This window comes from Sphingomonas phyllosphaerae FA2 (genome assembly GCF_000427645.1).
Lineage (GTDB): Bacteria > Pseudomonadota > Alphaproteobacteria > Sphingomonadales > Sphingomonadaceae > Sphingomonas > Sphingomonas phyllosphaerae.
In genome coordinates this window covers 844,612-865,698 of sequence record NZ_KE386571.1, presented here as the reverse complement: position 1 = coordinate 865,698, position 21,087 = coordinate 844,612, and the positions used below count along the sequence as shown (strand labels likewise).

General features: G+C 67.8%; 27 protein-coding genes. 9 read left to right on the top strand and 18 right to left on the bottom strand.

The genetic code is table 11. From position 1 onward, the window contains the following. Positions 1-44: 44 nt before the first annotated feature. Together ahpD and SPHPH_RS0104550 are read right to left on the bottom strand one after the other, a co-directional pair. On the bottom strand, positions 45-566 hold the full coding sequence (gene ahpD / locus SPHPH_RS0104555) for an alkylhydroperoxidase, AhpD family (protein ID WP_028965624.1): 522 nt from the start codon (positions 564-566) through the stop codon (positions 45-47). A 169-nt stretch (positions 567-735) separates the two neighbouring features. Further along, a complete protein-coding gene (locus SPHPH_RS0104550; protein ID WP_028965623.1) occupies positions 736-1,281 on the bottom strand; it encodes a peroxiredoxin in 546 nt (181 codons plus the stop codon). A gap of 152 nt (positions 1,282-1,433) precedes the next feature. On the opposite strand from SPHPH_RS0104550, the gene SPHPH_RS0104545 reads away from it, so the two are divergent. Both SPHPH_RS0104545 and SPHPH_RS0104540 read left to right on the top strand, forming a co-directional pair. Next, entirely contained in the window at positions 1,434-2,336 is a 903-nt protein-coding gene (locus SPHPH_RS0104545; protein WP_028965622.1) for a hydrogen peroxide-inducible genes activator, read from the top strand. A gap of 203 nt (positions 2,337-2,539) precedes the next feature. Beyond that, the gene (locus SPHPH_RS0104540; RefSeq protein ID WP_028965621.1) at positions 2,540-3,214 is read left to right on the top strand and encodes an energy transducer TonB; all 675 of its coding nucleotides are present in this window, start codon (positions 2,540-2,542) and stop codon (positions 3,212-3,214) included. Here SPHPH_RS0104540 and SPHPH_RS0104535 read toward each other — a convergent pair whose 3' ends face one another. The 3 genes from SPHPH_RS0104535 to pgsA form a co-directional block, all read right to left on the bottom strand. Continuing rightward, complete coding sequence (locus tag SPHPH_RS0104535; protein ID WP_028965620.1) at positions 3,215-3,646, bottom strand: molybdenum cofactor biosynthesis protein MoaE; 432 nt, start codon at positions 3,644-3,646, stop codon at positions 3,215-3,217. It abuts the gene before it with no gap. After that, a complete protein-coding gene (moaD, locus tag SPHPH_RS0104530) occupies positions 3,643-3,894 on the bottom strand; it encodes a molybdopterin converting factor subunit 1 (RefSeq protein ID WP_028965619.1) in 252 nt (83 codons plus the stop codon). The genes SPHPH_RS0104535 and moaD overlap by 4 nt, the downstream gene beginning before the upstream one ends. A 201-nt stretch (positions 3,895-4,095) precedes the next feature. Beyond that, a complete protein-coding gene (gene pgsA / locus SPHPH_RS0104525) occupies positions 4,096-4,662 on the bottom strand; it encodes a CDP-diacylglycerol--glycerol-3-phosphate 3-phosphatidyltransferase (protein WP_028965618.1) in 567 nt (188 codons plus the stop codon). 128 nt (positions 4,663-4,790) lie between these two features. Between pgsA and SPHPH_RS0104520 the strand changes: the two genes are divergently transcribed. Then, complete coding sequence (locus tag SPHPH_RS0104520; protein ID WP_028965617.1) at positions 4,791-6,086, top strand: acyl-[ACP]--phospholipid O-acyltransferase; 1,296 nt, start codon at positions 4,791-4,793, stop codon at positions 6,084-6,086. Between the two features lie 4 nt (positions 6,087-6,090). Here the strand turns inward: SPHPH_RS0104520 and SPHPH_RS21390 are convergent, their stop codons facing one another. Next, complete coding sequence (locus SPHPH_RS21390) at positions 6,091-6,258, bottom strand: hypothetical protein (RefSeq protein ID WP_202900638.1); 168 nt, start codon at positions 6,256-6,258, stop codon at positions 6,091-6,093. A gap of 88 nt (positions 6,259-6,346) precedes the next feature. On the opposite strand from SPHPH_RS21390, the gene SPHPH_RS0104510 reads away from it, so the two are divergent. Beyond that, positions 6,347-6,871, top strand: a complete 525-nt coding sequence (locus SPHPH_RS0104510; protein ID WP_028965616.1) for a gamma carbonic anhydrase family protein — start codon at positions 6,347-6,349, stop codon at positions 6,869-6,871. Positions 6,872-7,048: 177 nt separating this feature from the next. Next, a complete protein-coding gene (locus tag SPHPH_RS0104505) occupies positions 7,049-8,005 on the top strand; it encodes an NAD(P)H-dependent flavin oxidoreductase (protein WP_028965615.1) in 957 nt (318 codons plus the stop codon). Positions 8,006-8,055: 50 nt separating this feature from the next. Here the strand turns inward: SPHPH_RS0104505 and SPHPH_RS0104500 are convergent, their stop codons facing one another. Together SPHPH_RS0104500 and SPHPH_RS0104495 are read right to left on the bottom strand one after the other, a co-directional pair. Next, positions 8,056-8,517, bottom strand: coding sequence for a DUF1465 family protein (locus SPHPH_RS0104500; RefSeq protein ID WP_028965614.1), 462 nt, complete (start codon positions 8,515-8,517; stop codon positions 8,056-8,058). Positions 8,518-8,621: 104 nt separating this feature from the next. Continuing rightward, positions 8,622-8,831, bottom strand: a complete 210-nt coding sequence (locus SPHPH_RS0104495; protein ID WP_051272831.1) for a DUF465 domain-containing protein — start codon at positions 8,829-8,831, stop codon at positions 8,622-8,624. A gap of 166 nt (positions 8,832-8,997) precedes the next feature. Here SPHPH_RS0104495 and SPHPH_RS20680 point away from each other — a divergent pair, with 166 nt between their 5' ends. Next, positions 8,998-9,156 (top strand): YdcH family protein, encoded by a 159-nt coding sequence (locus SPHPH_RS20680; RefSeq protein ID WP_081668721.1) that lies wholly within the window; start codon positions 8,998-9,000, stop codon positions 9,154-9,156. 48 nt (positions 9,157-9,204) lie between these two features. Here SPHPH_RS20680 and SPHPH_RS0104485 read toward each other — a convergent pair whose 3' ends face one another. Genes SPHPH_RS0104485 through SPHPH_RS0104475 form a run of 3 tightly spaced genes read right to left on the bottom strand, consistent with a single transcriptional unit; the run spans position 9,205 to position 10,627 of the window. Further along, entirely contained in the window at positions 9,205-9,636 is a 432-nt protein-coding gene (locus SPHPH_RS0104485; RefSeq protein ID WP_028965612.1) for a hypothetical protein, read from the bottom strand. Then, positions 9,633-10,370, bottom strand: a complete 738-nt coding sequence (locus tag SPHPH_RS0104480; protein WP_028965611.1) for a prepilin peptidase — start codon at positions 10,368-10,370, stop codon at positions 9,633-9,635. Before SPHPH_RS0104480 ends, SPHPH_RS0104485 begins: the two co-directional genes overlap by 4 nt. Before the next feature lie 8 nt (positions 10,371-10,378). Continuing rightward, on the bottom strand, positions 10,379-10,627 hold the full coding sequence (locus SPHPH_RS0104475; RefSeq protein ID WP_037488093.1) for a hypothetical protein: 249 nt from the start codon (positions 10,625-10,627) through the stop codon (positions 10,379-10,381). Between the two features lie 79 nt (positions 10,628-10,706). Here SPHPH_RS0104475 and SPHPH_RS0104470 point away from each other — a divergent pair, with 79 nt between their 5' ends. Then, a complete protein-coding gene (locus SPHPH_RS0104470; protein ID WP_028965609.1) occupies positions 10,707-11,894 on the top strand; it encodes a thiolase family protein in 1,188 nt (395 codons plus the stop codon). A gap of 215 nt (positions 11,895-12,109) precedes the next feature. Further along, entirely contained in the window at positions 12,110-13,747 is a 1,638-nt protein-coding gene (locus SPHPH_RS0104465; RefSeq protein ID WP_028965608.1) for a Na+/H+ antiporter, read from the top strand. 108 nt (positions 13,748-13,855) lie between these two features. Here the strand turns inward: SPHPH_RS0104465 and SPHPH_RS0104460 are convergent, their stop codons facing one another. From SPHPH_RS0104460 to SPHPH_RS18915, 5 genes are read right to left on the bottom strand one after another with little or no spacing between them, the layout of a single operon-like run. Further along, complete coding sequence (locus SPHPH_RS0104460; protein WP_028965607.1) at positions 13,856-14,206, bottom strand: L-rhamnose mutarotase; 351 nt, start codon at positions 14,204-14,206, stop codon at positions 13,856-13,858. Further along, the gene (locus SPHPH_RS0104455; RefSeq protein WP_028965606.1) at positions 14,203-15,048 is read right to left on the bottom strand and encodes a fumarylacetoacetate hydrolase family protein; all 846 of its coding nucleotides are present in this window, start codon (positions 15,046-15,048) and stop codon (positions 14,203-14,205) included. Before SPHPH_RS0104455 ends, SPHPH_RS0104460 begins: the two co-directional genes overlap by 4 nt. 10 nt (positions 15,049-15,058) lie before the next feature. After that, positions 15,059-15,790: an SDR family oxidoreductase gene (locus tag SPHPH_RS0104450; protein ID WP_028965605.1), complete on the bottom strand. Its 732-nt coding sequence runs from the start codon at positions 15,788-15,790 to the stop codon at positions 15,059-15,061. Continuing rightward, positions 15,791-16,996 (bottom strand): UxaA family hydrolase, encoded by a 1,206-nt coding sequence (locus SPHPH_RS0104445; protein ID WP_028965604.1) that lies wholly within the window; start codon positions 16,994-16,996, stop codon positions 15,791-15,793. Beyond that, a complete protein-coding gene (locus tag SPHPH_RS18915; protein ID WP_156025830.1) occupies positions 16,993-18,294 on the bottom strand; it encodes an aldo/keto reductase in 1,302 nt (433 codons plus the stop codon). The genes SPHPH_RS0104445 and SPHPH_RS18915 overlap by 4 nt, the downstream gene beginning before the upstream one ends. Before the next feature lie 154 nt (positions 18,295-18,448). Between SPHPH_RS18915 and SPHPH_RS0104435 the strand changes: the two genes are divergently transcribed. After that, positions 18,449-19,201 (top strand): IclR family transcriptional regulator, encoded by a 753-nt coding sequence (locus SPHPH_RS0104435; protein WP_028965603.1) that lies wholly within the window; start codon positions 18,449-18,451, stop codon positions 19,199-19,201. A 15-nt stretch (positions 19,202-19,216) separates the two neighbouring features. Here SPHPH_RS0104435 and SPHPH_RS0104430 read toward each other — a convergent pair whose 3' ends face one another. Beyond that, complete coding sequence (locus tag SPHPH_RS0104430; RefSeq protein WP_028965602.1) at positions 19,217-19,594, bottom strand: hypothetical protein; 378 nt, start codon at positions 19,592-19,594, stop codon at positions 19,217-19,219. Positions 19,595-19,652: 58 nt separating this feature from the next. Continuing rightward, positions 19,653-20,963 carry a sugar porter family MFS transporter gene (locus tag SPHPH_RS0104425; RefSeq protein ID WP_051272830.1) on the bottom strand — a complete coding sequence of 437 codons (1,311 nt, stop codon included), beginning with the start codon at positions 20,961-20,963 and terminating at the stop codon, positions 19,653-19,655. Between the last annotated feature and the right edge of the window lie 124 nt (positions 20,964-21,087).

Below are 21,087 nucleotides of genomic sequence, written 5' to 3'. Positions count from 1 at the left end.
CCTTCGCGTCTGGATTCCCGCCTACGCGGGAATGACGGAGCTGATTACGCGCTAATCGCGTGCACCGTCGCAACCGCCTTCATCACCGAGGCGATGCGCGCGGCGGTCTGGATCACCTCGGCGGTGACGCCCGCCTTCTTGAGCACCTGCTCATGGCTGTCGATGCACATGCCGCAGCCGTTCATCGCGCTAACCGCGAGGCTGAACAGCTCGAAATCGACCTTGTCGATCCCCGGGGCGCCGATGACGTTCATGCGCAGCTTCGCCGGCATCCGGGCATATTCCTCGTTGCTGGCGAGGTGCGTGAAGCGATAATAGACGTTGTTCATCGCCATCACCGCCGCCGCCGCGCGCGCCGCAGTCGCCGCCTCCGGGGTCAGCTTGCCCTCGACCTCGGCCTCGGTCGCCTCGACCAGCGGCTTGTAGCCCGAGCCATGCGCACAGGCGAGCAACGTGCCATACTTGCGCTGGTCGTTGAGCACCGTCTCGTTCAGCAGCGAGCCGACGTTGAGGCGAATGTCCTTGGCGAAATCGGGCAACGCGCCCGCGAATTCCTTAAGAGCCATATCGAGTCTCCAGACATACGACGCCACAGCCCGTCATTGCGAGCGCAGCGAAGCAATCCAGAGCGTCACGCGCTGGGCTCTGGATTGCTTCGCTGCGCTCGCAATGACGGGCGGGCGACAGATTTCAGGGGGGAAGAGAGCGGGACCAACTGGCCCCGCTCTCGATCAATCAGGCCGCAACCTGCAGGACGTCGTCGCCCTTGTTCCAGTTGCATGGGCACAGTTCGTCGGTCTGCAGCGCGTCGAGCACGCGCAGCGTCTCGGCCGGATTACGCCCGACGTTCAGGCCGTTGACCTGCACCGCCTGGATGACGTTGTCGGGATCGACGATGAACGTGGCGCGGAACGCGACATGCTCGTTCTTGTCGACGATGCCCAGCGCGTCGGCCAGCGTGCGGCCATTGTCCGCCAGCCACGGGAAGTCGGCCGCGGCCAGATCCGGGTCCGACTTGCGCCAGGCGAGGTGAACGTGCGCGGTGTCGGTGGAGGCACCGATCAGCACCGCGTCGCGGTCCTCGAAGTCGCCCTTGATCTGGCTGTAGCCGACGATCTCGGTCGGGCACACGAAGGTGAAGTCCTTCGGCCAGTAGAACAGCACCTTCCACTTACCCGGATAGGCGGTGGTCAGGTCGAGCGTCTCGCCGTTCGGGAGCGCGCTGGTGCCCTGCTGGACGGGAACGGTGATGGCGGGGAAGGTATCGCCGATGGTCAGCATGTCTGGCTCCTGTTAGTGAATGCGGAGTTCCAGTCATCCTCTCTGCCGGGGCCGCGTCGCTGCGCCGCCTCTCGTTGCATCGCCGATATAGGGGGCTTCGCGTGATCGAGCAAATCGTCTATTCCATCCCCGGTGATCGACGGAGACGATGAATGGCCGCAACCTACCTGCCGACGCTCAAGCAGTTGCAATATCTTGTCGCGCTCAAGGATCACGGCCACTTCGGGCGTGCGGCCGAGGCGTGTTTCGTCACCCAGTCGACCCTGTCGGCGGGGCTGCGTGAGCTGGAAACGCTGATCGGCGTAACCTTGGTCGAGCGCACGCGCCGCGTCGTGCGCTTCACGCCGCTGGGTGAGCAGATCGCGACCAAGGCGCGTGTCGTGCTGCGCGAGGCGGAGGAACTGGGCGATCTCGCCCGCGCCGCCGGCCGCCCCTTGTCGGGCGAGATGCGGCTGAGCGTCATCCCGACGATCGCGCCGTTCCTGTTGCCCCGGATCCTGCCCCGGCTGCGCCGCGACTATCCCGACCTCAAGCTCTATCTGCGCGAGGAACCGAGCGGCCCGGCGTGCGAGGCGCTCCACAACGGCCGCACCGATTGCGTGCTGCTCGCGCTGCCCTATGCCTGCGGCGAGGTGACGGTGCTCAAGCTGTTCGACGACCGCCTGTTCCTCGCCTTCCCCGAGGGCGAGATGCCCGCCGGCCTCGCCGCGGTGCGCCCGGAAGAGATCGACGAGACGCGGCTGCTGCTGCTCGAGGACGGGCATTGCCTCAAGGAACATGCGCTCGCGGCCTGTAACCGTGCCGAATTGCGCGCCGAGGCGACGATGCTTGGCACCTCGCTGCACACGATGGTGCAGATGGTCGACAACGGCCTTGGCGTCACGATGCTTCCCAAGATCGCGCTCGACGCCGGCATCCTCGACCATACCAAGGTCGTCGCGCGCCCGCTCGATGCCGCCGCACCGGTCCGCACGCTGGCGCTGGTCTGGCGCCGTGCCTCCCCGCGCGAGCGCGACTTCCACCTGCTCGGCGAGGTGCTGAAGGCCGCGGCCTAGAAATTCCATCTGTCGCCCCGGACTTGATCCGGGGCCCCGCTTCTTCCTGCGCGCGAGGGGAAGCGGTATCCCGGTCCTTCATTCAAACCGGGCCATCGCCGCGATTGACGCGCAGTCGCAATCGGCGCAGCATCGCGCTCTGGAGCTCGTCGTTCGTCGGGCATCGTGTCCGTCGCGGCGCCTCCGGTCGGGAGGTTGGTCGCATGGCATATGCAAATCGGATCGACAATTCACGGCGTCTCACCACGATCGCGGGCGTCGCCGCGATCCACGGCTTGATCGGCTATGTCTTCATCAGCGGAATGGCGACCAGCTTCGTCCAGTCGGTGTCGAAGCCGTTCATCACCACCAACATCCCGATTGAAACGCCGCCGCCGCCCGACATCACCCCGCCGAAACAGGAGAAGGTGATGCCGCAACAACCGACCACGACGATGCCGCCCCTTACCCCCGTCACGCCAATCGTTCCCAGCCACACCACCAGCGACACTGTGGTCGTCATTACGCCCCCGATGCCGCCTGTCGATTTCGGCACTGGCACGGTGACGGTCGATCCGCCCGCCCAACCCGCGACGGTCAGCAAGGCGAGCGGCGTGCTCGCGCGCGGCAACCGCAACGAATGGATCAGCACCGACGACTATCCGCCCTCCGCCTTGCGCGCCGAGGAGGAAGGCGTGGTCGGCATCTCGATGCGGATCGGCGCCGACGGGCGGGTCGAGTCCTGCACGGTCACCGCTCCCAGCGGCCATGCTTCACTCGATCAGGCGACGTGCCGGCTCTATCAGCGCCGCGCGCGCTTCACCCCGGCGCGCGACGATGCCGGCACGCCGGTCGCCGGGACCTTCACCGACCGGATCCGCTGGCAGCTGCCGCAGTAACTACGACCAGCGCGCCGCCGCATGATCGTCGGTGGCGCGCGCTTCCACCCAGCGCGACGCGCCGTCCACCGTCTCGCGCTTCCAGAACGGCGCGTCGGTCTTGAGCCGGTCGATCAGGAACGCGCACGCCTCCAGCGCCGCCGCACGATGCGCCGAGCAGGTGCCGACGAACACGATCCGCTCGCCCGGCGCCATCGGCCCGACCCGGTGGACGATCGTCGCCGCGGTCAGCGACCAGCGCGCGCGCGCCTCCTCGGCGAGCCGCGTCAGCGCCGCCTCGGTGGCGCCCGGATAATGCTCCAGCTCCAGCGTCGCGACGCCGTCGTCGGCCCGCACCAGCCCGGTAAACGTCGCCACCGCCCCGCCCTGCTCCAGCTGCGTGAATTCATCGGCGATGTCGATCGCGTCGCGCGAGACGATCACGCGGATCATCCGCCCGTCACCGGCGGAAAGATCGCCACCTCGCGCACCCCCGCGATCGGCGTCTCGAGCGGCACGAACGCCTGATCCACCGCCGCGCGCAAGCGCGCCGGATCGGTGAAGGCGGCGGCATGCCCGGGGCTGCGCGGGGCGAGCCACGCGACCAGATCGGCGACGGTGGCGACGGTGGCGGGTGGTGTCACGTCCTCTTCGGCAAGTCCGATCCGTTCACGCACCCAAGCGAAATACAACAATTTCATACGCGTTCCTGATCCGCCTCCGTTCGTGCTGAGGAGGCATTGAGCGAAGTCGAAATGATCGGGCGAACATGCCCCCGGCATGTTCAGGATCGTCCGGGGGACGATCCGACCCGATCATCGTCTCGAAGCACGGGTCCTTCGAGACGAGGCTTCGACAAGCTCAGCCTCTCCTCAGGACGAACGGAGGAGAAGCCGGCTCCGTCAATCCATATGCTTCAAACCGACCCGCAGGTAATCCCAGCCGGTCACGATCGTCAGCGCCGCCGCCCCCCACAGGCTGGCAAGGCTCGCGACCTTGATCCACGCCTCACCCGGCAGCGCGCCCGACAGGATCAGCCCGCCCAGCGAGACGAGCTGCAACGTCGTCTTCCACTTCGCCAGCCGCGACACCGGCAGCGACACCTGCAACCCGGCCAGAAACTCGCGCAACCCGCTCACTGCAATCTCGCGCAACAGGATCACCAAAGCCGCGATAATATGCACCCCGGTGATCGCCGCGACATCGTCGTGCCGCGTACCCACCAGCATCAGGATCACCGCCGCGACCATGATCTTGTCGGCGATCGGATCGAGGAACACCCCCAGCTTCGACACCGTCCCCTGCGCACGCGCGAGGTAACCGTCGAAATAATCGGTGATCCCCATCAGGCAGTACAGGCCGAACGCGACCCCGAACCCGAACCGCCAACTCGGCCACCAGAGAAACGCCACCAGCAGCGGCACCGCGACGATCCGCGACAGCGTCAGGATGTTGGGCAGGGACAGCATGGGTGCGACGTGGACCCGCGGGGCGGGCAGCGCAAGCGCCAGTCGCGCGAAAATCGCCGTTGGATCGCAGCGGCCCAGCCGCTATGGCTCGGCGAATTGCCAACTATCCGGGGGCCCGGTCCCGCGTCATGATCAATGCCCTCGGGCTTCTCAAGCGGCGGCGCTTCCTGCCGCTGTTCACCACCCAATTTCTCGGCGCCTTCAACGATAACCTCTTCAAGACCTCGATGGTGCTGTTCGCCACCTATGAGATCTTCGCCGACGAAACGCAGGAGAGCTTCTTCAACGCGCTGACCGCGGCGCTGTTCATCCTGCCGTTCTTCATCCTGTCCGCCCTGTCGGGGCAACTCGCCGATTCGAGCGACAAGGCGCGGATCATCCGGCTGGTGAAGACGGTCGAGATCGCGATCATGGCCGTCGGCGGCGCGGGGCTGATGCTGGCGCGCACCGGGGCGGTCACGCTGCCGCTGGTGCTGATGCTCGCCGCGGTCACCGGCCTCGGCGTCCACTCGACGTTCTTCGGCCCGATCAAATATGCGATCTTGCCGCAGCATCTGGATGAAGAGGACGTGCTCGGCGGCACCGGTTTGGTCGAGGCGGGGACGTATCTGTCGATCCTGCTCGGCACGATCCTCGCCGGCTTCGTCTACAAATCGCCCTTGCTGGTCACCGTGCTGACGCTGGCGGTCGCGCTGCTCGGCTGGATGACCGCGCGCGCGGTGCCGCCCGCGCCGCGGCTGGGGCCGAAGCTGGTGCTGGACTATAATCCGGTCCGCGCCTCGTGGCGGTTGATCGCCGAGACGATGCACATCCCGCGGCTGTTCCTCGCGATCTGCGCGATCAGCTTCTTCTGGACGATCGGATCGGTGCTCATCATCGTCTTCCCGCCGCTGGTGAAGAATATGCTGACCGCCGATGCCAGCGTCGCCAGCCTCGTGCTCGCGGTCTTCTCGATCGGGGTCGCGATCGGGTCCGTGGTCATCAACCTGATGCTCCGCGGACAGATCTCCGCGCGCTTCTCGCCCGCGTCGGTGATCGCGATGGGGCTGGCGGTGCTCGCTTTCTGGTGGGTGGTCGGGCTGTGGACCCCGGCGCCCGCCGGGCACCTCTTCGACATGGCGTCGTTCATTCGACAGCCGCATGCGGTGCCGGTGCTGCTCGCGCTGCTGGGCGTCGCGATCTTCGGTGGTATGTTCGTCGTGCCGCTCTATGCGTTCCTGACGACCACCGTCACCAAGGACCATACCGCGCGCACCGTCGCCGCGAACAATGTCGTCAACGCCGGCGCGATGACGTTCGGGTCGATCGCCGTCGCGGGGATCACCGCACTCGGCGTCACCCCGTCGCAATTGTTGCTGGTGGTGGCCGGGATGTGCGTGATCTCGGCCCTGATCGCGCAGCGCCTGCACCGCGCCTGCGATTAAGCGGTTAGAAGATCATCGTTGAAAAGGTGATGAAGAACGCGGCGAAGCTCAGCAGGAACAGCCGCACGTCATGATCCCCCGCCTGCGCCGCCGTCGTGGCGGGGGGCGGCGGCAGGGTGCGGCGGAAGGGGTGTCGCGCACCCTCGTTCGTCAGGACCAGTCGGCGTTGCATAGTCAGGTCTTAACGCGCCGTTTACGACTTCGGCTACCACCGACCGTCGGCGTCCATGTATCGCGACGGGACAGCAGGGAGAGAAGCGATGCCGCTCTATGCCTTCAAGGGTCAGCGCCCGACCCGCGCGCCCTCCGCCTGGGTCGCGCCGAGCGCCGATGTGATCGGCGATGTCGTGCTGGGCGACGAGGTCGGCGTCTGGTTCGGCGCGGTGATCCGCGGTGACAACACCACGATCACCGTCGGCGCGCACAGCAACGTACAGGAAGGCGCGATGCTCCACTCCGATCCCGGCGCACCGCTAACGATCGGCACCGAGTGCACGATCGGCCATCATGCGGTGCTCCACGGCTGCACGATCGGCGACCGGGTACTGATCGGCATGGGCGCGATCGTCCTCAACCGCGCGGTGATCGGCGCGGATTGCATCGTCGGCGCCGGCGCGCTGGTCACCGAAGGCAAGGTCTTCCCGCCGCGCTCGCTGATCGTCGGCAGCCCGGCGCGCGTCGTTCGCGAGCTGGATGATGCGACGATCGCAGGGCTCAGGATGTCTGCGGCACACTATGTCGCCAACGCCCGCGCGGCGGCCGACGGGCTGGAGCGCGTGGAGTAAACCCTTCCGTCATTCCCGCGAAAGCGGGAATCCAGAACCCCTGCCCTGTCGCTTCTATCGACAAAACTGCGCTTCTAGATTTCCGCCTGCGGGGAAATGACGGCGTTGGAAAAACCCGCGCCACCTGACGTGGCGTCAATCTTGCCACACCCCTGCCCGCCCCACATAGTCGCGGGCATGTCGATCCCCCCGCTCCTGTCGCGCCTGCGCCTGCCCGTCATCGGCTCGCCGCTGTTCATCATCTCCAATCCGGATCTGGTGATCGCGCAATGCAAGGCGGGAATCATCGGCTCGTTCCCCGCGCTCAACGCGCGCCCCGCGGCGATGCTAGACGAATGGCTCCACCGCATTACCGAGGAACTCGCCGCACACGATCGCGCGCACCCCGATGCGCCCGCCGCGCCCTTCGCGGTCAACCAGATCGTCCACAAATCGAACGACCGGCTGGAGGCCGATCTCGCGGTCTGCGCCAAGTGGAAGGTGCCGATCACGATCACCTCGCTGGGCGCGCGCGAGGAACTCAATCAGGCGGTGCACGGCTGGGGCGGGATCACGCTCCACGACGTCATCGACGATCGCTTCGCGCGCAAGGCGATCGAGAAGGGCGCCGACGGGCTGATCGCGGTCGCGGCGGGTGCCGGCGGCCATGCCGGACGACTGTCGCCCTTCGCCTTGGTGCAGGAGATCCGCACCTGGTTCGACGGCCCGCTCGCCTTGTCGGGTGCGATCGCCAGCGGCGACGCGGTGCTGGCGGCGCAGGCGATGGGCGCGGACTTTGCCTATATCGGCTCGGCGTTCATCGCCACCGACGAGGCGAATGCCGACGCGCGCTACAAGCAGGCGATCGTCGACGGGCGCGCCGCCGACATCGTCTATTCGGACCTGTTCACCGGCGTCCACGGCAATTACCTGCGCGCCTCGATCGTCGCCGCCGGGCTCGATCCCGACAATCTGCCGCAGGGTGACCTGAAGACGATGAGCTTCGCCTCGGGCGGCGCGGCGAAGGCGTGGCGCGACATCTGGGGCTCGGGTCAGGGGATCGGCGCGGTCGACACGATCGTCCCCGCCGCCCAGCGCGTCGCCCGACTGGCCGACGAATATCGCGCGGCGCGTGAGCGGCTGCTTGGCCTGTAGTCACGTCACTGCGAGCGTAGCGAAGCAATGACGGAAACGGCGATCGCGCCCTAAAACGCCGTCGCCAGCCGGTCGAGCATCGAGCGCGCCGGGCTCACCACCGGCATCTCACCGGCATGCGCCGCATCCAGCAGCGCGACGCGACGGTGCAGGTCGATGCTGCTCCCGATCACGCCCTGCGCGTGCACCGGAAAGCGCGCGAGCATCTCCGCATCGCTGGTCGGGGCCGCGCCCAGCCGCCGCGCCGGGTCGAGCGCCTGCGTCGCCGGCAACTCCCCCGCCGCGATCGCGCGTTGCGTCAGCAGCCACGCGATGACGTGCATCAGCCGCGTCGTCACCTTCAGCGATTCGCAGCTGAACGCCACCCGCTCCATCGGCGGCAGCGCCTCGCGCTCGGCGCGCCCGCCCTCGTCGAAATAGTGCCGCGCCTCGTCGGCCAGCACCATCGCCTCGGTATAGAACGAGTCGATCAGCCGGCGTTGCAATCGTGGGTCATGGGCGTGGTCGGCCATAGCCGCGTCTTTGCCACGACCCCGAATCGCCGCCAAGCGCGTTCATCACGTTTGCGGCGAGCGCCTGCGTCGAACCGTCCCGAAATGCGGCGTTTACCGCGTCGTCAGGCGATAATGTCCGGGATCATCTGATCCTCCAGCTGCGCGATTTCGTCGCGCAGCCGCAGCTTGCGCTTCTTCAGCCGCATCAGCTGGAGCTGGTCCGACGCGCCGCCCTCCGCCAGCGCGGCGATGGCGGCGTCGAGATCGCGATGCTCGATCCGCAGCGTCTCCAGCCGCGTCGCCACCGCCGCATCATCGCCCACGTCGTTCATCGCCCGCACTCCCGACCCCTGAGTCGCGCCTGCATAGCCGCCGCGCCCGTGCGGCGCGACCCGTCCTACGAAAGTCGCAGATGATCGCGTGCAAGCAAAAGTCACGGGACATATCTCGCGTTTCGTGATTTCCTTGGTTTCCCTCTCAACCATGAAGGAGACTGCCATGCAGACTGCGCACATCTCGGCCCTCGAGGCCAAGCATGCGACGATCGACCAGCGCATCGCCGCTGAGTCGCAACGTCCCGTGCCCGATACGATCGTGCTTGCGGATCTGAAGAAGCAGAAACTACGGTTGAAGGAGGAAATCACCTCCTCGCACTAAGCTGAGCAAGGTGGCGCCCGGTGGACACGTTCCGCCGGGCGCTTTCCTTTATCCTGCGCAGCCGATCAGCCCGGCCAGCGGCATCACCACCGTGTCGCGCCCTTCGCGATCCAGCCGCAACGTCGCCACCGGCACCGCCGCCCCTTCGGTCAGGTTCTGCCGCATCTCGGCCGTCATCTGCACCGTCGCGACCATATCGCCGCCGCGATAGACGCTCTCCGCGTTGAGGCCCAGCGTCGCCGCACCGGTCGCGCCGGTGCGCGGCAGGTCGATCACCTTGCCGTCGATCGACAGACGCAGCGTCCCTGGATCGGCGGTCGCCATCGCCGCCAGCGCCCGCGTCGTGCCCGTCGAGAACAGATAGGCGGCACAGCCGCGCGCTGGCAGCGCCTGTTGCGGCAGCGCGCCGATCGGCAGGCCGTCGATGGCGGGGATCGGTGCGGCTGCCTGCGCCGCGAGCAGCAGAAACGCGAACTTCATGCCGCCATGCCTATCATGAGCAGCCACGCCGGGTAAGCCGCGATCGCCAGCAACGTGCCGAGCGGCAACGCATCGTCCGCCGCGACCGCGCGCCCGCGCACGCGCTGGAACGCCACCCAGCCGAGCCCGACCAGCCCCGCGACCAGCAGCACCGCCGGCAGCATCCGCCATCCCAGCGCCAGCCCGATCGCGCCGAACAATTTCGGGTCGCCCCCGCCCAGCCCTTCGCGTCCGCGCCACCGACGATAGCCCGCGCCGATCAGCCACAGCATCGCGAAACCGCCCGCCCCGCCGATCAGCCGCTCTTGCCATGCCGGCGGCGCGACCCACGCCCCGGCCGCCGCAACGACGGCCAGCGCGGCGACCAGCGGATCGGGCAGCCAGAAGTCGCGCGCGTCCATCACCGCCAGCAGCAGCAACAGCCAGCCGAACGCCGCGCCCGCCAGCGCGATCGCCGGCGGAGCGACCAGCGCTGCCGCCATGCCGACCAGCGCGCAGCCGGCCTCGATCAGTGAATGGAGCGGATCGATCCCCGCGCCGCATGTCCGGCATCGCCCACGCGCGACCAGCCACGACAACAGCGGCACCAGTTCGCTCGAACGCAACGTTCTGCTGCAACCGTCACACGACGATCGCCCGTATTTTACCGATCGTCCCTGTGACCAGCGGATCGCGGTCGTGGCCAGAAAGCTGCCGATGATGGCACCCAGCACGCCAAACGCCGTCACCCACATCCACCGTCTCAGCCCTGCTTGCGAATCAGGTACCGATACACGCCGAAGCTGTTGATGCCGAGCAACACGCCGTTCTGCACGCCCAGCGGCTCGTCGCCGGTCAGCCACGCGCCGGTGATCCACGCGATCGACGACGTGACGAAGATCGCCATCCCCCATCCGGTCACGCGCCGCCCGCTATCGAGCGACACCATGAACGCGGCCGCGATCCCGCTCAGCGCCGCATACCATTTCAGCGCTTCGTCAACGGCTTGCATGAAGGCATGCGTAGGCGTTTGCGTGCCACCGGACGAGCGCTTACATGCCGATCGAGATCAAGCGAGGAACCGCGAAATCATGGCTACCGACCCCATCGTCATCCTGTCCTATGCGCGCACCCCGATGGGCTCGATGCAGGGCAGTCTCGCCGCTTTGTCGGCCAGCGAACTGGGCGCCGCCGCGGTGAAGGCCGCGGTCGAGCGCGCCGGGGTCGACGCCGCCGCGATCGAACGCATCTACATGGGCAACGTCCTCTCGGCCGGCGTGGGTCAGGCCCCGGCGCGTCAGGCTGCGATCCTCGCCGGCCTCGGCGAGCATGTCGAGGCGACGACGCTCAACAAGGTCTGCGGCTCGGGAATGCAGGCCGCGATCCTCGGTGCCGAGGCGCTCGGCGCGGGCTCGATCGACCTGCTGGTCGCTGGCGGCATGGAGAGCATGACCAACGCGCCCTATCTGTCGAAGGCGCATCGTGGCGGCGCGCGCTTCGGGCATGACCGGCTGTTCGACCATATGGCGCTCGACGGGCTCGAGGATGCCTATCAGTCCGGCACCGCAATGGGCGTTTTCGCCGACGACACCGCACGCGAATATCAGTTCACCCGCGAGGCGCAGGACGAGTTCGCGATCGCCTCGCTGACCCGTGCGCAGAAGGCGCAGGCGTCGGGCGCGTTCGACCGCGAGATCGTTCCGGTCGAGGTGAAGGGCCGCAAGGGCAGTGTCACCGTCGCGACCGACGAACAGCCGATCAAGAGCGATCCCGCCAAGATCCCGGCACTGCGCCCCGCCTTCAGCAAGGACGGCACCGTCACCGCCGCCAACGCCTCGTCGATCTCCGACGGTGCCGCCGCGCTGGTGCTGACCCGCCTGTCTGTCGCCGAAAAGCTCGGGATCACCCCAGTCGCGCGGATCGTCAGCCACGCCGCGCACGCGCACGCCCCCGCGCGCTTCACCACCGCCCCGGTGCCCGCGATGCGCAAGGCGCTCGAAAAGGCCGGGTGGTCGGTCGGCGACGTCGATCTGTGGGAAGTCAACGAGGCGTTCGCCTGCGTCGCGATGGTCGCGATGCAGGAACTCGCGCTCGATCACGAGAAGCTCAACATCAACGGCGGTGCGTGCGCGCTGGGCCATCCGATCGGCGCATCGGGCGCACGCATCCTCGCCACCCTGCTGGGCGGCTTGCAGACGACCGGCCAGAAGCGCGGCGTCGCCTCGCTGTGCATCGGTGGCGGCGAAGGCGTCGCGATGGCGGTCGAACTGATGAACTGAGCCTCGGCGGGCGTAAATAGACCGTCATTGCGAGCGTAGCGAAGCAATCCAGGGCGTCCTGATCCGGCCCTGGATTGCTTCGCTGCGCTCGCAATGACCGACAAGCCCCAAAACAAATCGTTGCACCGACCCGGATCAGCCCCCTGAACGGTTGCGCCGCGGGCCACTTCCGGCAATCCCCTCCCTATCGTTAATCCCGAAGGAGGGTGCCCGCCTTGGAAGTCGTCTCGATCGTTCTGTTGTTGTTGTTTGCCGTTGTCATCAGCGGCGCGATCGCGCGCATTCTCCCGATCAATCTCCCCGCCCCGCTCGTCCAGATCGCGTTCGGCGCCGCGATCGGCATGGCCGCGGACCTGCGGGTCACGCTCGATCCCGAGATCTTCCTGCTCGTCTTCCTGCCCCCGCTGCTGTTCATCGACGGCTGGCGCATCCCTAAGGACGAATTGCTCAAGGACGTACCGGTCGTCGTCGAACTGGCACTCGGACTGGTCCTGACCACCGTCATCGGCGTCGGCTTCTTCATCGACTGGCTGATCCCCGCGATGCCGCTCGCGGTATCGTTCGCGCTCGCCGCGGTCGTGTCCCCCACCGATCCGATCGCGGTGTCGGCGATCGCCGCGCGCGTGCCGATCCCGCGCCGCATGATGCACATTCTGGAGGGCGAGGCGCTGCTCAACGACGCGTCGGGCCTTGTTTGCCTGCGCTTCGCGATCGCCGCCGCACTCACCGGCGCCTTCTCGCTGGCCGACGCCGCGGTCAGCTTCGTATGGCTCGCCGCCGCGGGGATCGCGATCGGCGTGGTCAGCACGCTGGCGATCACGCGCGCCAAGGCATGGGTTTCGCGGCGTTTCGGCGAAGATATCGGATCGCAGGTGCTGGTTAGTCTGCTGATCCCCTTCATTGCCTATATTATCGCCGAGCATTTCCACGCGTCGGGCATCCTCGCGGTGGTCGCCGCCGGCGTGACGATGACCTTTGCCGAGCTGTCACGCCAGGCGCTTCCCGCCACGCGGATGCGCCGCAATTCGGTGTGGGACACGATCCAGTTCGCGCTCAACGGCATCATCTTCGTGCTGCTGGGCGAGCAACTGCCGCTCATCATCGCCGGCGCCCGCGACACGGTACGGCTGACCAACCACGACAATCCGTGGTGGCTGGCGCTTTACGTGCTGGCGATCGTCGCGGTGCTCGCCGGTCTGCGCTTCGTCTGGGTATGGCTGTCGTTCCGCTTGACGGTGCTGCGGCGAGGCGTCGACGATTCGCCGCTGCGCAGCCCGGACTGGCGCGTCTTCGCGGCAATGTCGCTCGCCGGGGTGCGCGGGGTCATCACGCTCGCGGGCGTGCTGACGCTGCCGCTGGCGCTCAGCGACGGATCGCCCTTCCCCGCGCGCGACCTCGCCATCGCGCTCGCCGCCGGAGTCATCATCGTGTCGCTGGTCGCGGCGAGCATCGGCCTGCCGCTGGTACTGCGCGGCCTCGCCCTGCCCCCCGAGCCATCAAAGCAAGGCGAGGAAAATCGCGCGCGCGTCGCCGCCGCACGCGCTGCGATCCGCGCGGTCGATGGCGCGCAGCACGACCTGTCCCGCGACCGCGACGACGCCGACGTCTATGCCGAGGCGGCAACGCGGATCATGGACCTGTACCGCGAGCGCATCCGCGTCCGCGTCGACGGTGAGCCCGAACTGGCGGTGATCCAGCAGAACGAGCGGATCGACCGGTTGCTGAGGCTGGCGGCGATCCGCGCCGAGCGTGAGGAGGTCTTCCGCCTGCAACGCGCCCGCGCGATCGGCAGCGAAACCGGCCGCAAGCTGACGCGTGAGCTGGATCTGCTGGAGGGCCGGTTGCGGGGGTGACCACCGTCATTCCCGCGCAGGCGGGAACCCAGAACCGCAGGGGCCAGTTGCTTTCACGATGACCTGCGCGTCTGGATTCCCGCCTGCGCGGGAATGACGAAGGAACGGCTACCCCTGCTCCGCCAGCGAAAAGATCCGCCGCGCCGCCACCCACTTCACCCCCGGTTCGGCCCACGGCAGCCGACGCTGGTAGGCATCCATCTTCGCCTCCCACGCCTGCACTTCAGGGTCAGCCGCATCCGCCGCCGCCTTGCGCGCGGCATCGAACGACGCGTCGGTCTCCATCACCATCACCAGCCGCCCGCCGGTGCGATAGATATCCATCGCCACGATCCCCGCCGCCCGGATGCTTGCGACGACCGCCGCAGGCACCGCGCCCGCGGCGTGCCACGCCTCATACGCCGCGACCGCCTCCGGCTCATCGGCGATATCGACCAGCAGGACATGGCGTTCGGTCATGCCTGATAGGCCACGACGGTCTGGCGCTGCTGCCCCAGCCCTTCGATCCCCAGTTCCATGACGTCGCCCGCCTTCAGGAACACCGGCGGCTTTTGCCCCATGCCGACCCCCGGCGGCGTGCCGGTCGAGATCACGTCGCCGGGCTGCAACGACATGAACTGGCTGACATAGCTGACCAGGAACGCCGGCTTGTAGACCATCGTCGACGTCGATCCGTCCTGATAGCGATGGCCGTTGACCTCCAGCCACATGCCCAGCGCGGTCGGATCGGCGACTTCGTCGCGCGTCACCAGCCACGGCCCGATCGGCCCGAACGTGTCGCAGCCCTTGCCCTTGTCCCACGTCCCTTGCCGCTCGAGCTGGAAGGCGCGCTCGGACACGTCGTTGATGACGCAATAGCCCGCGATATGCCGCTCGGCATCGGCCTCGTCGACGTAGCGCGCTTCGGTGCCGATCACGATCCCCAGCTCGACTTCCCAGTCGGTCTTGGTCGAGCCCTTTGGAATTTCGACATTGTCGTCGGGGCCGATGATCGCACTGGTCGCCTTGGTGAAGATCACCGGCTCGGTCGGCACCGTCGCACCGGTCTCGGCGGCATGATCCGAATAATTGAGCCCGATGCACAGGAACTTGCCGACCGCACCGACGCACGGGCCATAACGCTCGACCTCCACCACCGGCAATGTCGCCGGATCGATCGCCGCCAGCCGCGCCAGCTCGGCATCGCCCAGCGTCGCGCCCGCGATATCCGCGACATGCGCCGACAGGTCGCGGACCTGCCCCTGCGCGTCGACCATCCCCGGCTTCTCGGCGCCCGGCGCCCCGTAACGTACCAGCTTCATGCGCTTTTCCTCAATTGACCCAGCCGCCGTCGATGACATGCACCGCGCCGGTCGTGAAGGCGGCGTCGTCGCTGCCCAGATAGGCGACCAGCGCCGCAATCTCCTCCGCACGCCCCAGCCGCCCCATCGGCTGCCGCGCGACGAACGCCTGCTGCGCCGCCTCGTAATCGCCGGTGTCGCGCAGCCGCTGCTGAAGCGACGGCGTATCGACCGTCCCCGGACAGATCGCGTTGCAGCGAATGCCCTGCCCGACGAAATCGGCCGCAACCGCCTTGGTGATCCCGATCACGCCGGCCTTGGTCGCGGTATAGGCGAAACGGTTGGGAATGCCCTTCACCGAGCTGGCGATCGACGACATGTTGACGATCGCGCCCCCACCCGCTGCCAGCATCCCCGGCAACACCGCACGGATCGTCCGCATCATCGCGGTCATATTGATCGCGATCGCCTGTTCCCATTCGGCGTCGCTCATGTCGAGGATCGTGCCCGCGTGGACGATGCCCGCGATATTGGCGAGCACATCGATCCGCCCGACCTCGCCGATCAGCGCCGCAATCTGCGCCGCATCGGTGACGTCGAGCGCGTGCTGCTCGCACCCGTCGAGCCCCGCCAGCGCGTCCGCATCGATATCGGTCGCGATCACCCGCGCACCCTCGGCGGCATAGCGCAGCGCCGCGGCGCGCCCAATCCCGTTCCCCGCCGCGGTGATCAGCGCGACCTTGCCCTTCAACCGGCCTTCCATTCAACGACTCCGTGCAGCGACCGGCAGGCACGCCGGCCCGACCGGGTCAAACGCCTTGTAGGTCAGGATGAATTCGCGGTGCCCCAGCGCTTCGGATACGCTCGGCTGTCCGCCGGCCACCGCCATGATCGCATCGACGATCTCGTCGCCGACCTCGTCGAGCGTCGCCTCGCCTTCGAGGATCCGCCCGGCATTGATGTCCATGTCCGCCGCCAGCCGGCGCGCCGTCTCCGGATTGGCGCAGATCTTGATGACCGGCGCGATCGCCGAGCCGACCACCGAGCCGCGTCCGGTGGTGAACAGCGTCAGGTGACACCCGCACGCGATCATCTCGACGATCTCGGCATTGTCCGAAATGTTCGGGAAGCCGAAGCGCGGCTCGCCGTCCGGCACAACATCGAGCAGGTACAGCCCGCCGGCCGGCGGCACGTCGCCGGGCTTGATGATCCCGCTGATCAGCGACGACCCCGATTTGGAATACGCCCCCATCGATTTCTCTTCCTGCGTCGTCAGCCCGCCCTCGGCATTGCCGGGGGCGAAGCTGCCGAAGCCCATGATCGTGTAATATTCCTCCGCCTTGCGGACGCAGGCCATGATCTCCTCGCCTAGCTCGGGGGTCAGCGCGCGATCGGCCATGATCCCCTCGCATCCGACCAGCTCGCCGGTCTCCTCGAAGATGCAGGTCGCGCCGTCCGCCACCAGCCGGTCGAACGCGCGCCCGACCGCGGGGTTGGCGGTGATCCCGCTGGTGCCGTCCGACCCGCCGCAGATCGTGCCGACGATCAGCTCGTCGACGCGCATCGGCACGCGCGGCACGTCGGCGATCTGCGCCTTGACGCGCGCGACCGCCTCCAGCCCGGCGGCGATCGTCGCCGCGGTGCCGCCGGTCTGCTGGATCACGTACAGCTCCACCGGACGCCCGCTGTCGCGGATCACCTGCTGCAACCGCTCGCGATCGAAGCTCTCGCACCCCAGCGACACGATCACCACGCCACCGACATTGGGGTGTGTCGTCACCGCCTCCATTACCCGCGCGGCATAGGCATTGGGGTAGCAGCCGGGGAAGCCGATCAGATGCACGTCGGCGTCATCCGCCTTGTCGACGATCTTGCGCGCCACATGATGCGCGCACTCGACCAGATAGGCGACTGCAACGGTGTTGCGGATGCCCTTGCGCCCGTCGGCGCGCTGCCACGCCGCGATCATGCGCGCTGCTCCGTCACGGTGCTGCGCGTATGGCTGGCGATATAGTCGCTCTTCATATTGTGCATATGGACCCATTGTCCGGCCGCCGCGGCATCGGTCATCGACCCGATCGGCGCGCCATATTTGATGACCTTGTCGCCCGCGTTGAGCGGATGCCGCGCGATCTTGTGCCCCACGGTCACGCCCTCGCGCGCCGGGATCGTCCCGCCCGACACCGGCAGCAGATCGCCCGCCGCGATCGGCGCGACGCAGATCATCACATTGTCGTCGGGGTGCAGCAGGATCAGCTGCTGCGGTGCACGCGCCTCCAGCGTCGGCCACAAATCGTCGGGGATCGGCGCGGCGATCCGCTCGCGCAAATCGACGACCTCCGCGGGATTGCCCAGCCCCGCCAGCACACAGGCCACCGCCGGATGCCGCAACGGAAACTGGATCGCGGCGGCCGGCAACGACACGCCGGCAATGGCGCAGCTTTTCGCCAGCGCGCGCGTTCGCTCGACCAGCGCGGCGGGCGGCGCGGCATAATCGTAATGCGATTGCGCGGGATCGGCGTCCTGCGGATCGCGCGCCAGAATGCCGCTGTTATACGCGCCGCCGATGATGACGCGCACGCCCTGCACTGCGCAGCGGTCGAGAAACGGCTTCGCGCTGCGGTCGAGCAACGTATAGCGCCCCGCGAGCAGGATCACGTCGAGCGGCACCCGGTCGAGCAATTCCTCGCACACCGCGACCTCGTTGACCCCGACCCCGATCGCCCCGACCACGCCCGCCTCGCGCAACGCCACCATCGCGGCATAACCGCCGTCGAGGAAGTCGCGCAGGTGCCGCGCGTGCGCCTCGCCATGCGTCAGCCGCCCCAGATCGTGCGCCAGCAGCACGTCGACGCGGTCGCGCCGCAATCGCGCGCAACTCGCCTCGAACGAGCGCCGCACCCCATCGGCGGTATAGTCGAACACCGGCTCGAACGGATCGGCATCGACGAACCCGTGCCGAGTGCCCGCCGCGTCGGTCGGCGCGAGCAGCCGCCCGACCTTGGTCGAAATCTTGCAAGTCCGCGCCGGATCGAGCCGCGCGAGCGCCGCGCCCAGCCGCCGCTCCGCCAGCCCGAAGCCGTAATGCGGCGCTGTGTCGAAATAGCGGATGCCGGCGTCCAGCGCCGCGGCCACCGTCGCCTCGGCGGTGGAGTCATCGATCGCGCGGTACAGGTTGCCGATCGCCGCGGTTCCCATGCCGAACCGCGGCAGCGCATCGCCGGTCGGGTCGAGCGACGGTAAGCCGGGGGTCAAGTCCTGGAACATGCACGCTTCCTCTCTCGGCCCCACCTTGTCGCGTGAGCACCGGATCGACAACCTAGGACAGTGGTATGACAATTGAAATGTGAAATATGGTTTTATTAACGCGAACTGAGAGACGCTAGCGCTCACTCATGTGCGTGGCTACGGTGCGCCGACCATGACCACTCCGCCCCGCTATCAGGCACCGGCCCTCAAGAAGGGGCTGGAGATTCTGGAACTGCTCGCCACCTCCGAAGAGGCGCTGACGATGTCGGACATCTCCGCCGCGCTCGGCCGGTCGGTGGGTGAGATCTTCCGGATGCTGCAGGTGCTCGAGGAGCATCGCTACATTGCGCGTCACGACGAAGGCTATCGCCTCACGAACCGCCTGTTCGCGCTCGGCATGGGCCGCCCGCCGGTCCGCGACCTGACCGTCACCGCGCTGCCGGTGATGCAGGGCCTCGCGCGCGCGACCGGGCAAAGCTGCCATCTCGCCGTCGCATCGGGCGCGGAGATGGTGGTGATCGCCGGGGTGGAGGCGCCGGGCCTGTCGGGCTTCGCGGTGCGCGTCGGCTACCGCCGCCCGCTCCATCGCTCGAACTCGGGGCGCGTGCTGCTCGCCTTCCAGCCCGCGCCGATCCGCGCAGCGATGCTGGACGAAATCCGCGAGGCCGGTAGCGACCTCGACCCGTCGCTCGACAAGCAACTCGATGCGCTGGTCACCACCGGCGATGCCGTCACCCCCAGCCCGATGCTGGAGGGGATCACCGATCTATCCGCGCCGGTCCTCGAACATGGCGCAGCGCGCGCCGCATTGACGGTGCCATTCGTCGCCGGCCGCGCGGCGCGCGTGTCGCTGGAGGAAACCCGCGCGCTGCTCCGTGACGCGGTCCGCTCGGTCAGCGCACAGCTCCAGCCGACGATCGACTGAGCCCGCCCCGCACGGTCACCCCACCATCGACAGCATGATGCGCGTCGAGCAGATCGAGCAATGCAGCGCCTGCGCTGCACCCTCCGGGCAGTCGATGCATGCGCGCTGCGGCCGCGATCCGTCGAGCAGGTCGATCAGCATCCGCTCGTCGGAGGACAGCGCCGCTACCGTCCCTACCGCAAAGGCCCGCCCCAGCGCCGCCTCGAACAGCGTCATCAGGCTGTCGAACACGGGCGCCAGCATCCCCGCCCCGTGTGGCGCGAGCAGGCGGTGCAGCTTGTGCTGCGTACAGGCGTGACGGTCGCGCGCCGCGCGCCACCCCCGCGCCATCGTCGGCAGCAAGTGCGCGATCCCGCGCGACGGTAGCGATGCCGGATGCGTGACGACGTTCATGCCTGATCCTCCACGACCGGATCAGTGCCTAGCCTAGATGCGAATGATTATCAATAGATCATTCCGTGCCGATGGCCTCCAGCGACCGCTGCTTGGTTTCGGGGAAGAACATCAGCACGACGACGAACTGCACCGCCATCATCGCCGCGAACACCACGAACGGCAGGCCGCGCGTGTGCGCCGCGATCACCGGGAAGGCCATCGCGATCACCGCATCCATCGCCCAGTGCGTCGAGGAGCCGAGCGCCTGCCCGCGCGCGCGCACGTCAGTCGGGAAGATCTCGCTGATATACACCCAGATCACCGCGCCCTGGCTGAACGCGAAGAAAGCGATGAACGCAATCAGCAAGGCCAGCAGATAGTGCTGCCCTTGCCCGGTCAGGAACACCGCCGCCGTCCCGCCCAGTGCCAGCGTCAGCCCGACCGACCCGATCAGCAACAACGTCCGTCGCCCCAGCCTGTCGATCACCAGCAACGCCAGCGCGGTGAACACGAAATTGCACAGCCCGATCGTCACCGCCTGCCGGTCCGCGGACACCGCATCATAACCGGCGGCCGCGAAGATATCGTTCAGGTAGTAAAGGATCGCATTGATCCCCGAGAGCTGGTTGAACGACGCCACCGCAAAGGCGAGCAGGATCGGCTTGCGATGTCGCGCCCACGACAGCCGGGGCGCGCTGCCGACCGCCACCGCCGCGGCGGCGCGCGCATAGCTGTCCAGCTCACGGCGCGGATCGGCGACGCCCAGCCGCATCAGCACGTCCTCGGCGTCGTCCTCGCGCCCCTTCGCCGCCAGCCAGCGCGGACTGTCCGGGATCGTGAACATCAGCGACAGCAACAACAGCGCCGGCACCGCGCTGACGCCCAGCTTTACCTGCCAGTCGCCCGCCCCCAGATCGAAGCTGCCGACCACCGCATTGCTCAGATAGGCGGCAAGGATGCCGAGCACGATGTTCAGCTGGAACGTCCCCACCATCAACCCGCGCCGCTCAGCCGGCGCGATCTCGGCGAGATAGACCGGCGCCAGCACCGACGACGCCCCGACCGCCAGCCCCGCCATCACGCGGAACAGGATCAACGCCGGCCAGCTCCACGCGATCAGGCACCCCAGCCCCGACAGGCAATAGAGCAGCGCAATCCCCTTCAGTGCATTGCGCGCGCCGTAGCGGTCGCCCGGCAGTCCCGCGAGCAACGCCCCTGCGAGCGTCCCCCACAAAGCTGCCGACACGGTGATGCCGACGCCGCTGGCGTCCAGCGCGAAGGCGGTGCGGATGCCCTCGGTCGTCCCGGCGATCACCGCGGTATCGAAGCCGAACAACAGGCCCGCCAGTCCACCCACCAGCACGCCGCGCAGCAAGGTCGTGTTCAAATCGTCAAGCTCCGCCCGTACCTTCCGCGCCGACTGGCCCGGTCGCGCACAGGGACCGCAAAGCGTGCCCGTCGTCAACCCGCGCACGCTCTTGGCAAAGCCCGATGCAGCCGGTACTTGTCTT

Bases quoted from the DNA above. Each gene is read 5' to 3' on its own strand.
- ahpD (WP_028965624.1), bottom strand. From the start codon at position 566: ATGGCTCTTAAGGAATTCGCGGGCGCGTTGCCCGATTTCGCCAAGGAC.
- SPHPH_RS0104550 (WP_028965623.1), bottom strand. From the start codon at position 1,281: ATGCTGACCATCGGCGATACCTTCCCCGCCATCACCGTTCCCGTCCAG.
- SPHPH_RS0104545 (WP_028965622.1), top strand. From the start codon at position 1,434: ATGGCCGCAACCTACCTGCCGACGCTCAAGCAGTTGCAATATCTTGTC.
- SPHPH_RS0104540 (WP_028965621.1), top strand. From the start codon at position 2,540: ATGGCATATGCAAATCGGATCGACAATTCACGGCGTCTCACCACGATC.
- SPHPH_RS0104535 (WP_028965620.1), bottom strand. From the start codon at position 3,646: ATGATCCGCGTGATCGTCTCGCGCGACGCGATCGACATCGCCGATGAA.
- moaD (WP_028965619.1), bottom strand. From the start codon at position 3,894: ATGAAATTGTTGTATTTCGCTTGGGTGCGTGAACGGATCGGACTTGCC.
- pgsA (WP_028965618.1), bottom strand. From the start codon at position 4,662: ATGCTGTCCCTGCCCAACATCCTGACGCTGTCGCGGATCGTCGCGGTG.
- SPHPH_RS0104520 (WP_028965617.1), top strand. From the start codon at position 4,791: ATGATCAATGCCCTCGGGCTTCTCAAGCGGCGGCGCTTCCTGCCGCTG.
- SPHPH_RS21390 (WP_202900638.1), bottom strand. From the start codon at position 6,258: ATGCAACGCCGACTGGTCCTGACGAACGAGGGTGCGCGACACCCCTTC.
- SPHPH_RS0104510 (WP_028965616.1), top strand. From the start codon at position 6,347: ATGCCGCTCTATGCCTTCAAGGGTCAGCGCCCGACCCGCGCGCCCTCC.
- SPHPH_RS0104505 (WP_028965615.1), top strand. From the start codon at position 7,049: ATGTCGATCCCCCCGCTCCTGTCGCGCCTGCGCCTGCCCGTCATCGGC.
- SPHPH_RS0104500 (WP_028965614.1), bottom strand. From the start codon at position 8,517: ATGGCCGACCACGCCCATGACCCACGATTGCAACGCCGGCTGATCGAC.
- SPHPH_RS0104495 (WP_051272831.1), bottom strand. From the start codon at position 8,831: ATGAACGACGTGGGCGATGATGCGGCGGTGGCGACGCGGCTGGAGACG.
- SPHPH_RS20680 (WP_081668721.1), top strand. From the start codon at position 8,998: ATGCAGACTGCGCACATCTCGGCCCTCGAGGCCAAGCATGCGACGATC.
- SPHPH_RS0104485 (WP_028965612.1), bottom strand. From the start codon at position 9,636: ATGAAGTTCGCGTTTCTGCTGCTCGCGGCGCAGGCAGCCGCACCGATC.
- SPHPH_RS0104480 (WP_028965611.1), bottom strand. From the start codon at position 10,370: ATGTGGGTGACGGCGTTTGGCGTGCTGGGTGCCATCATCGGCAGCTTT.
- SPHPH_RS0104475 (WP_037488093.1), bottom strand. From the start codon at position 10,627: ATGCAAGCCGTTGACGAAGCGCTGAAATGGTATGCGGCGCTGAGCGGG.
- SPHPH_RS0104470 (WP_028965609.1), top strand. From the start codon at position 10,707: ATGGCTACCGACCCCATCGTCATCCTGTCCTATGCGCGCACCCCGATG.
- SPHPH_RS0104460 (WP_028965607.1), bottom strand. From the start codon at position 14,206: ATGACCGAACGCCATGTCCTGCTGGTCGATATCGCCGATGAGCCGGAG.
- SPHPH_RS0104455 (WP_028965606.1), bottom strand. From the start codon at position 15,048: ATGAAGCTGGTACGTTACGGGGCGCCGGGCGCCGAGAAGCCGGGGATG.
- SPHPH_RS0104450 (WP_028965605.1), bottom strand. From the start codon at position 15,790: ATGGAAGGCCGGTTGAAGGGCAAGGTCGCGCTGATCACCGCGGCGGGG.
- SPHPH_RS0104445 (WP_028965604.1), bottom strand. From the start codon at position 16,996: ATGATCGCGGCGTGGCAGCGCGCCGACGGGCGCAAGGGCATCCGCAAC.
- SPHPH_RS18915 (WP_156025830.1), bottom strand. From the start codon at position 18,294: ATGTTCCAGGACTTGACCCCCGGCTTACCGTCGCTCGACCCGACCGGC.
- SPHPH_RS0104435 (WP_028965603.1), top strand. From the start codon at position 18,449: ATGACCACTCCGCCCCGCTATCAGGCACCGGCCCTCAAGAAGGGGCTG.
- SPHPH_RS0104430 (WP_028965602.1), bottom strand. From the start codon at position 19,594: ATGAACGTCGTCACGCATCCGGCATCGCTACCGTCGCGCGGGATCGCG.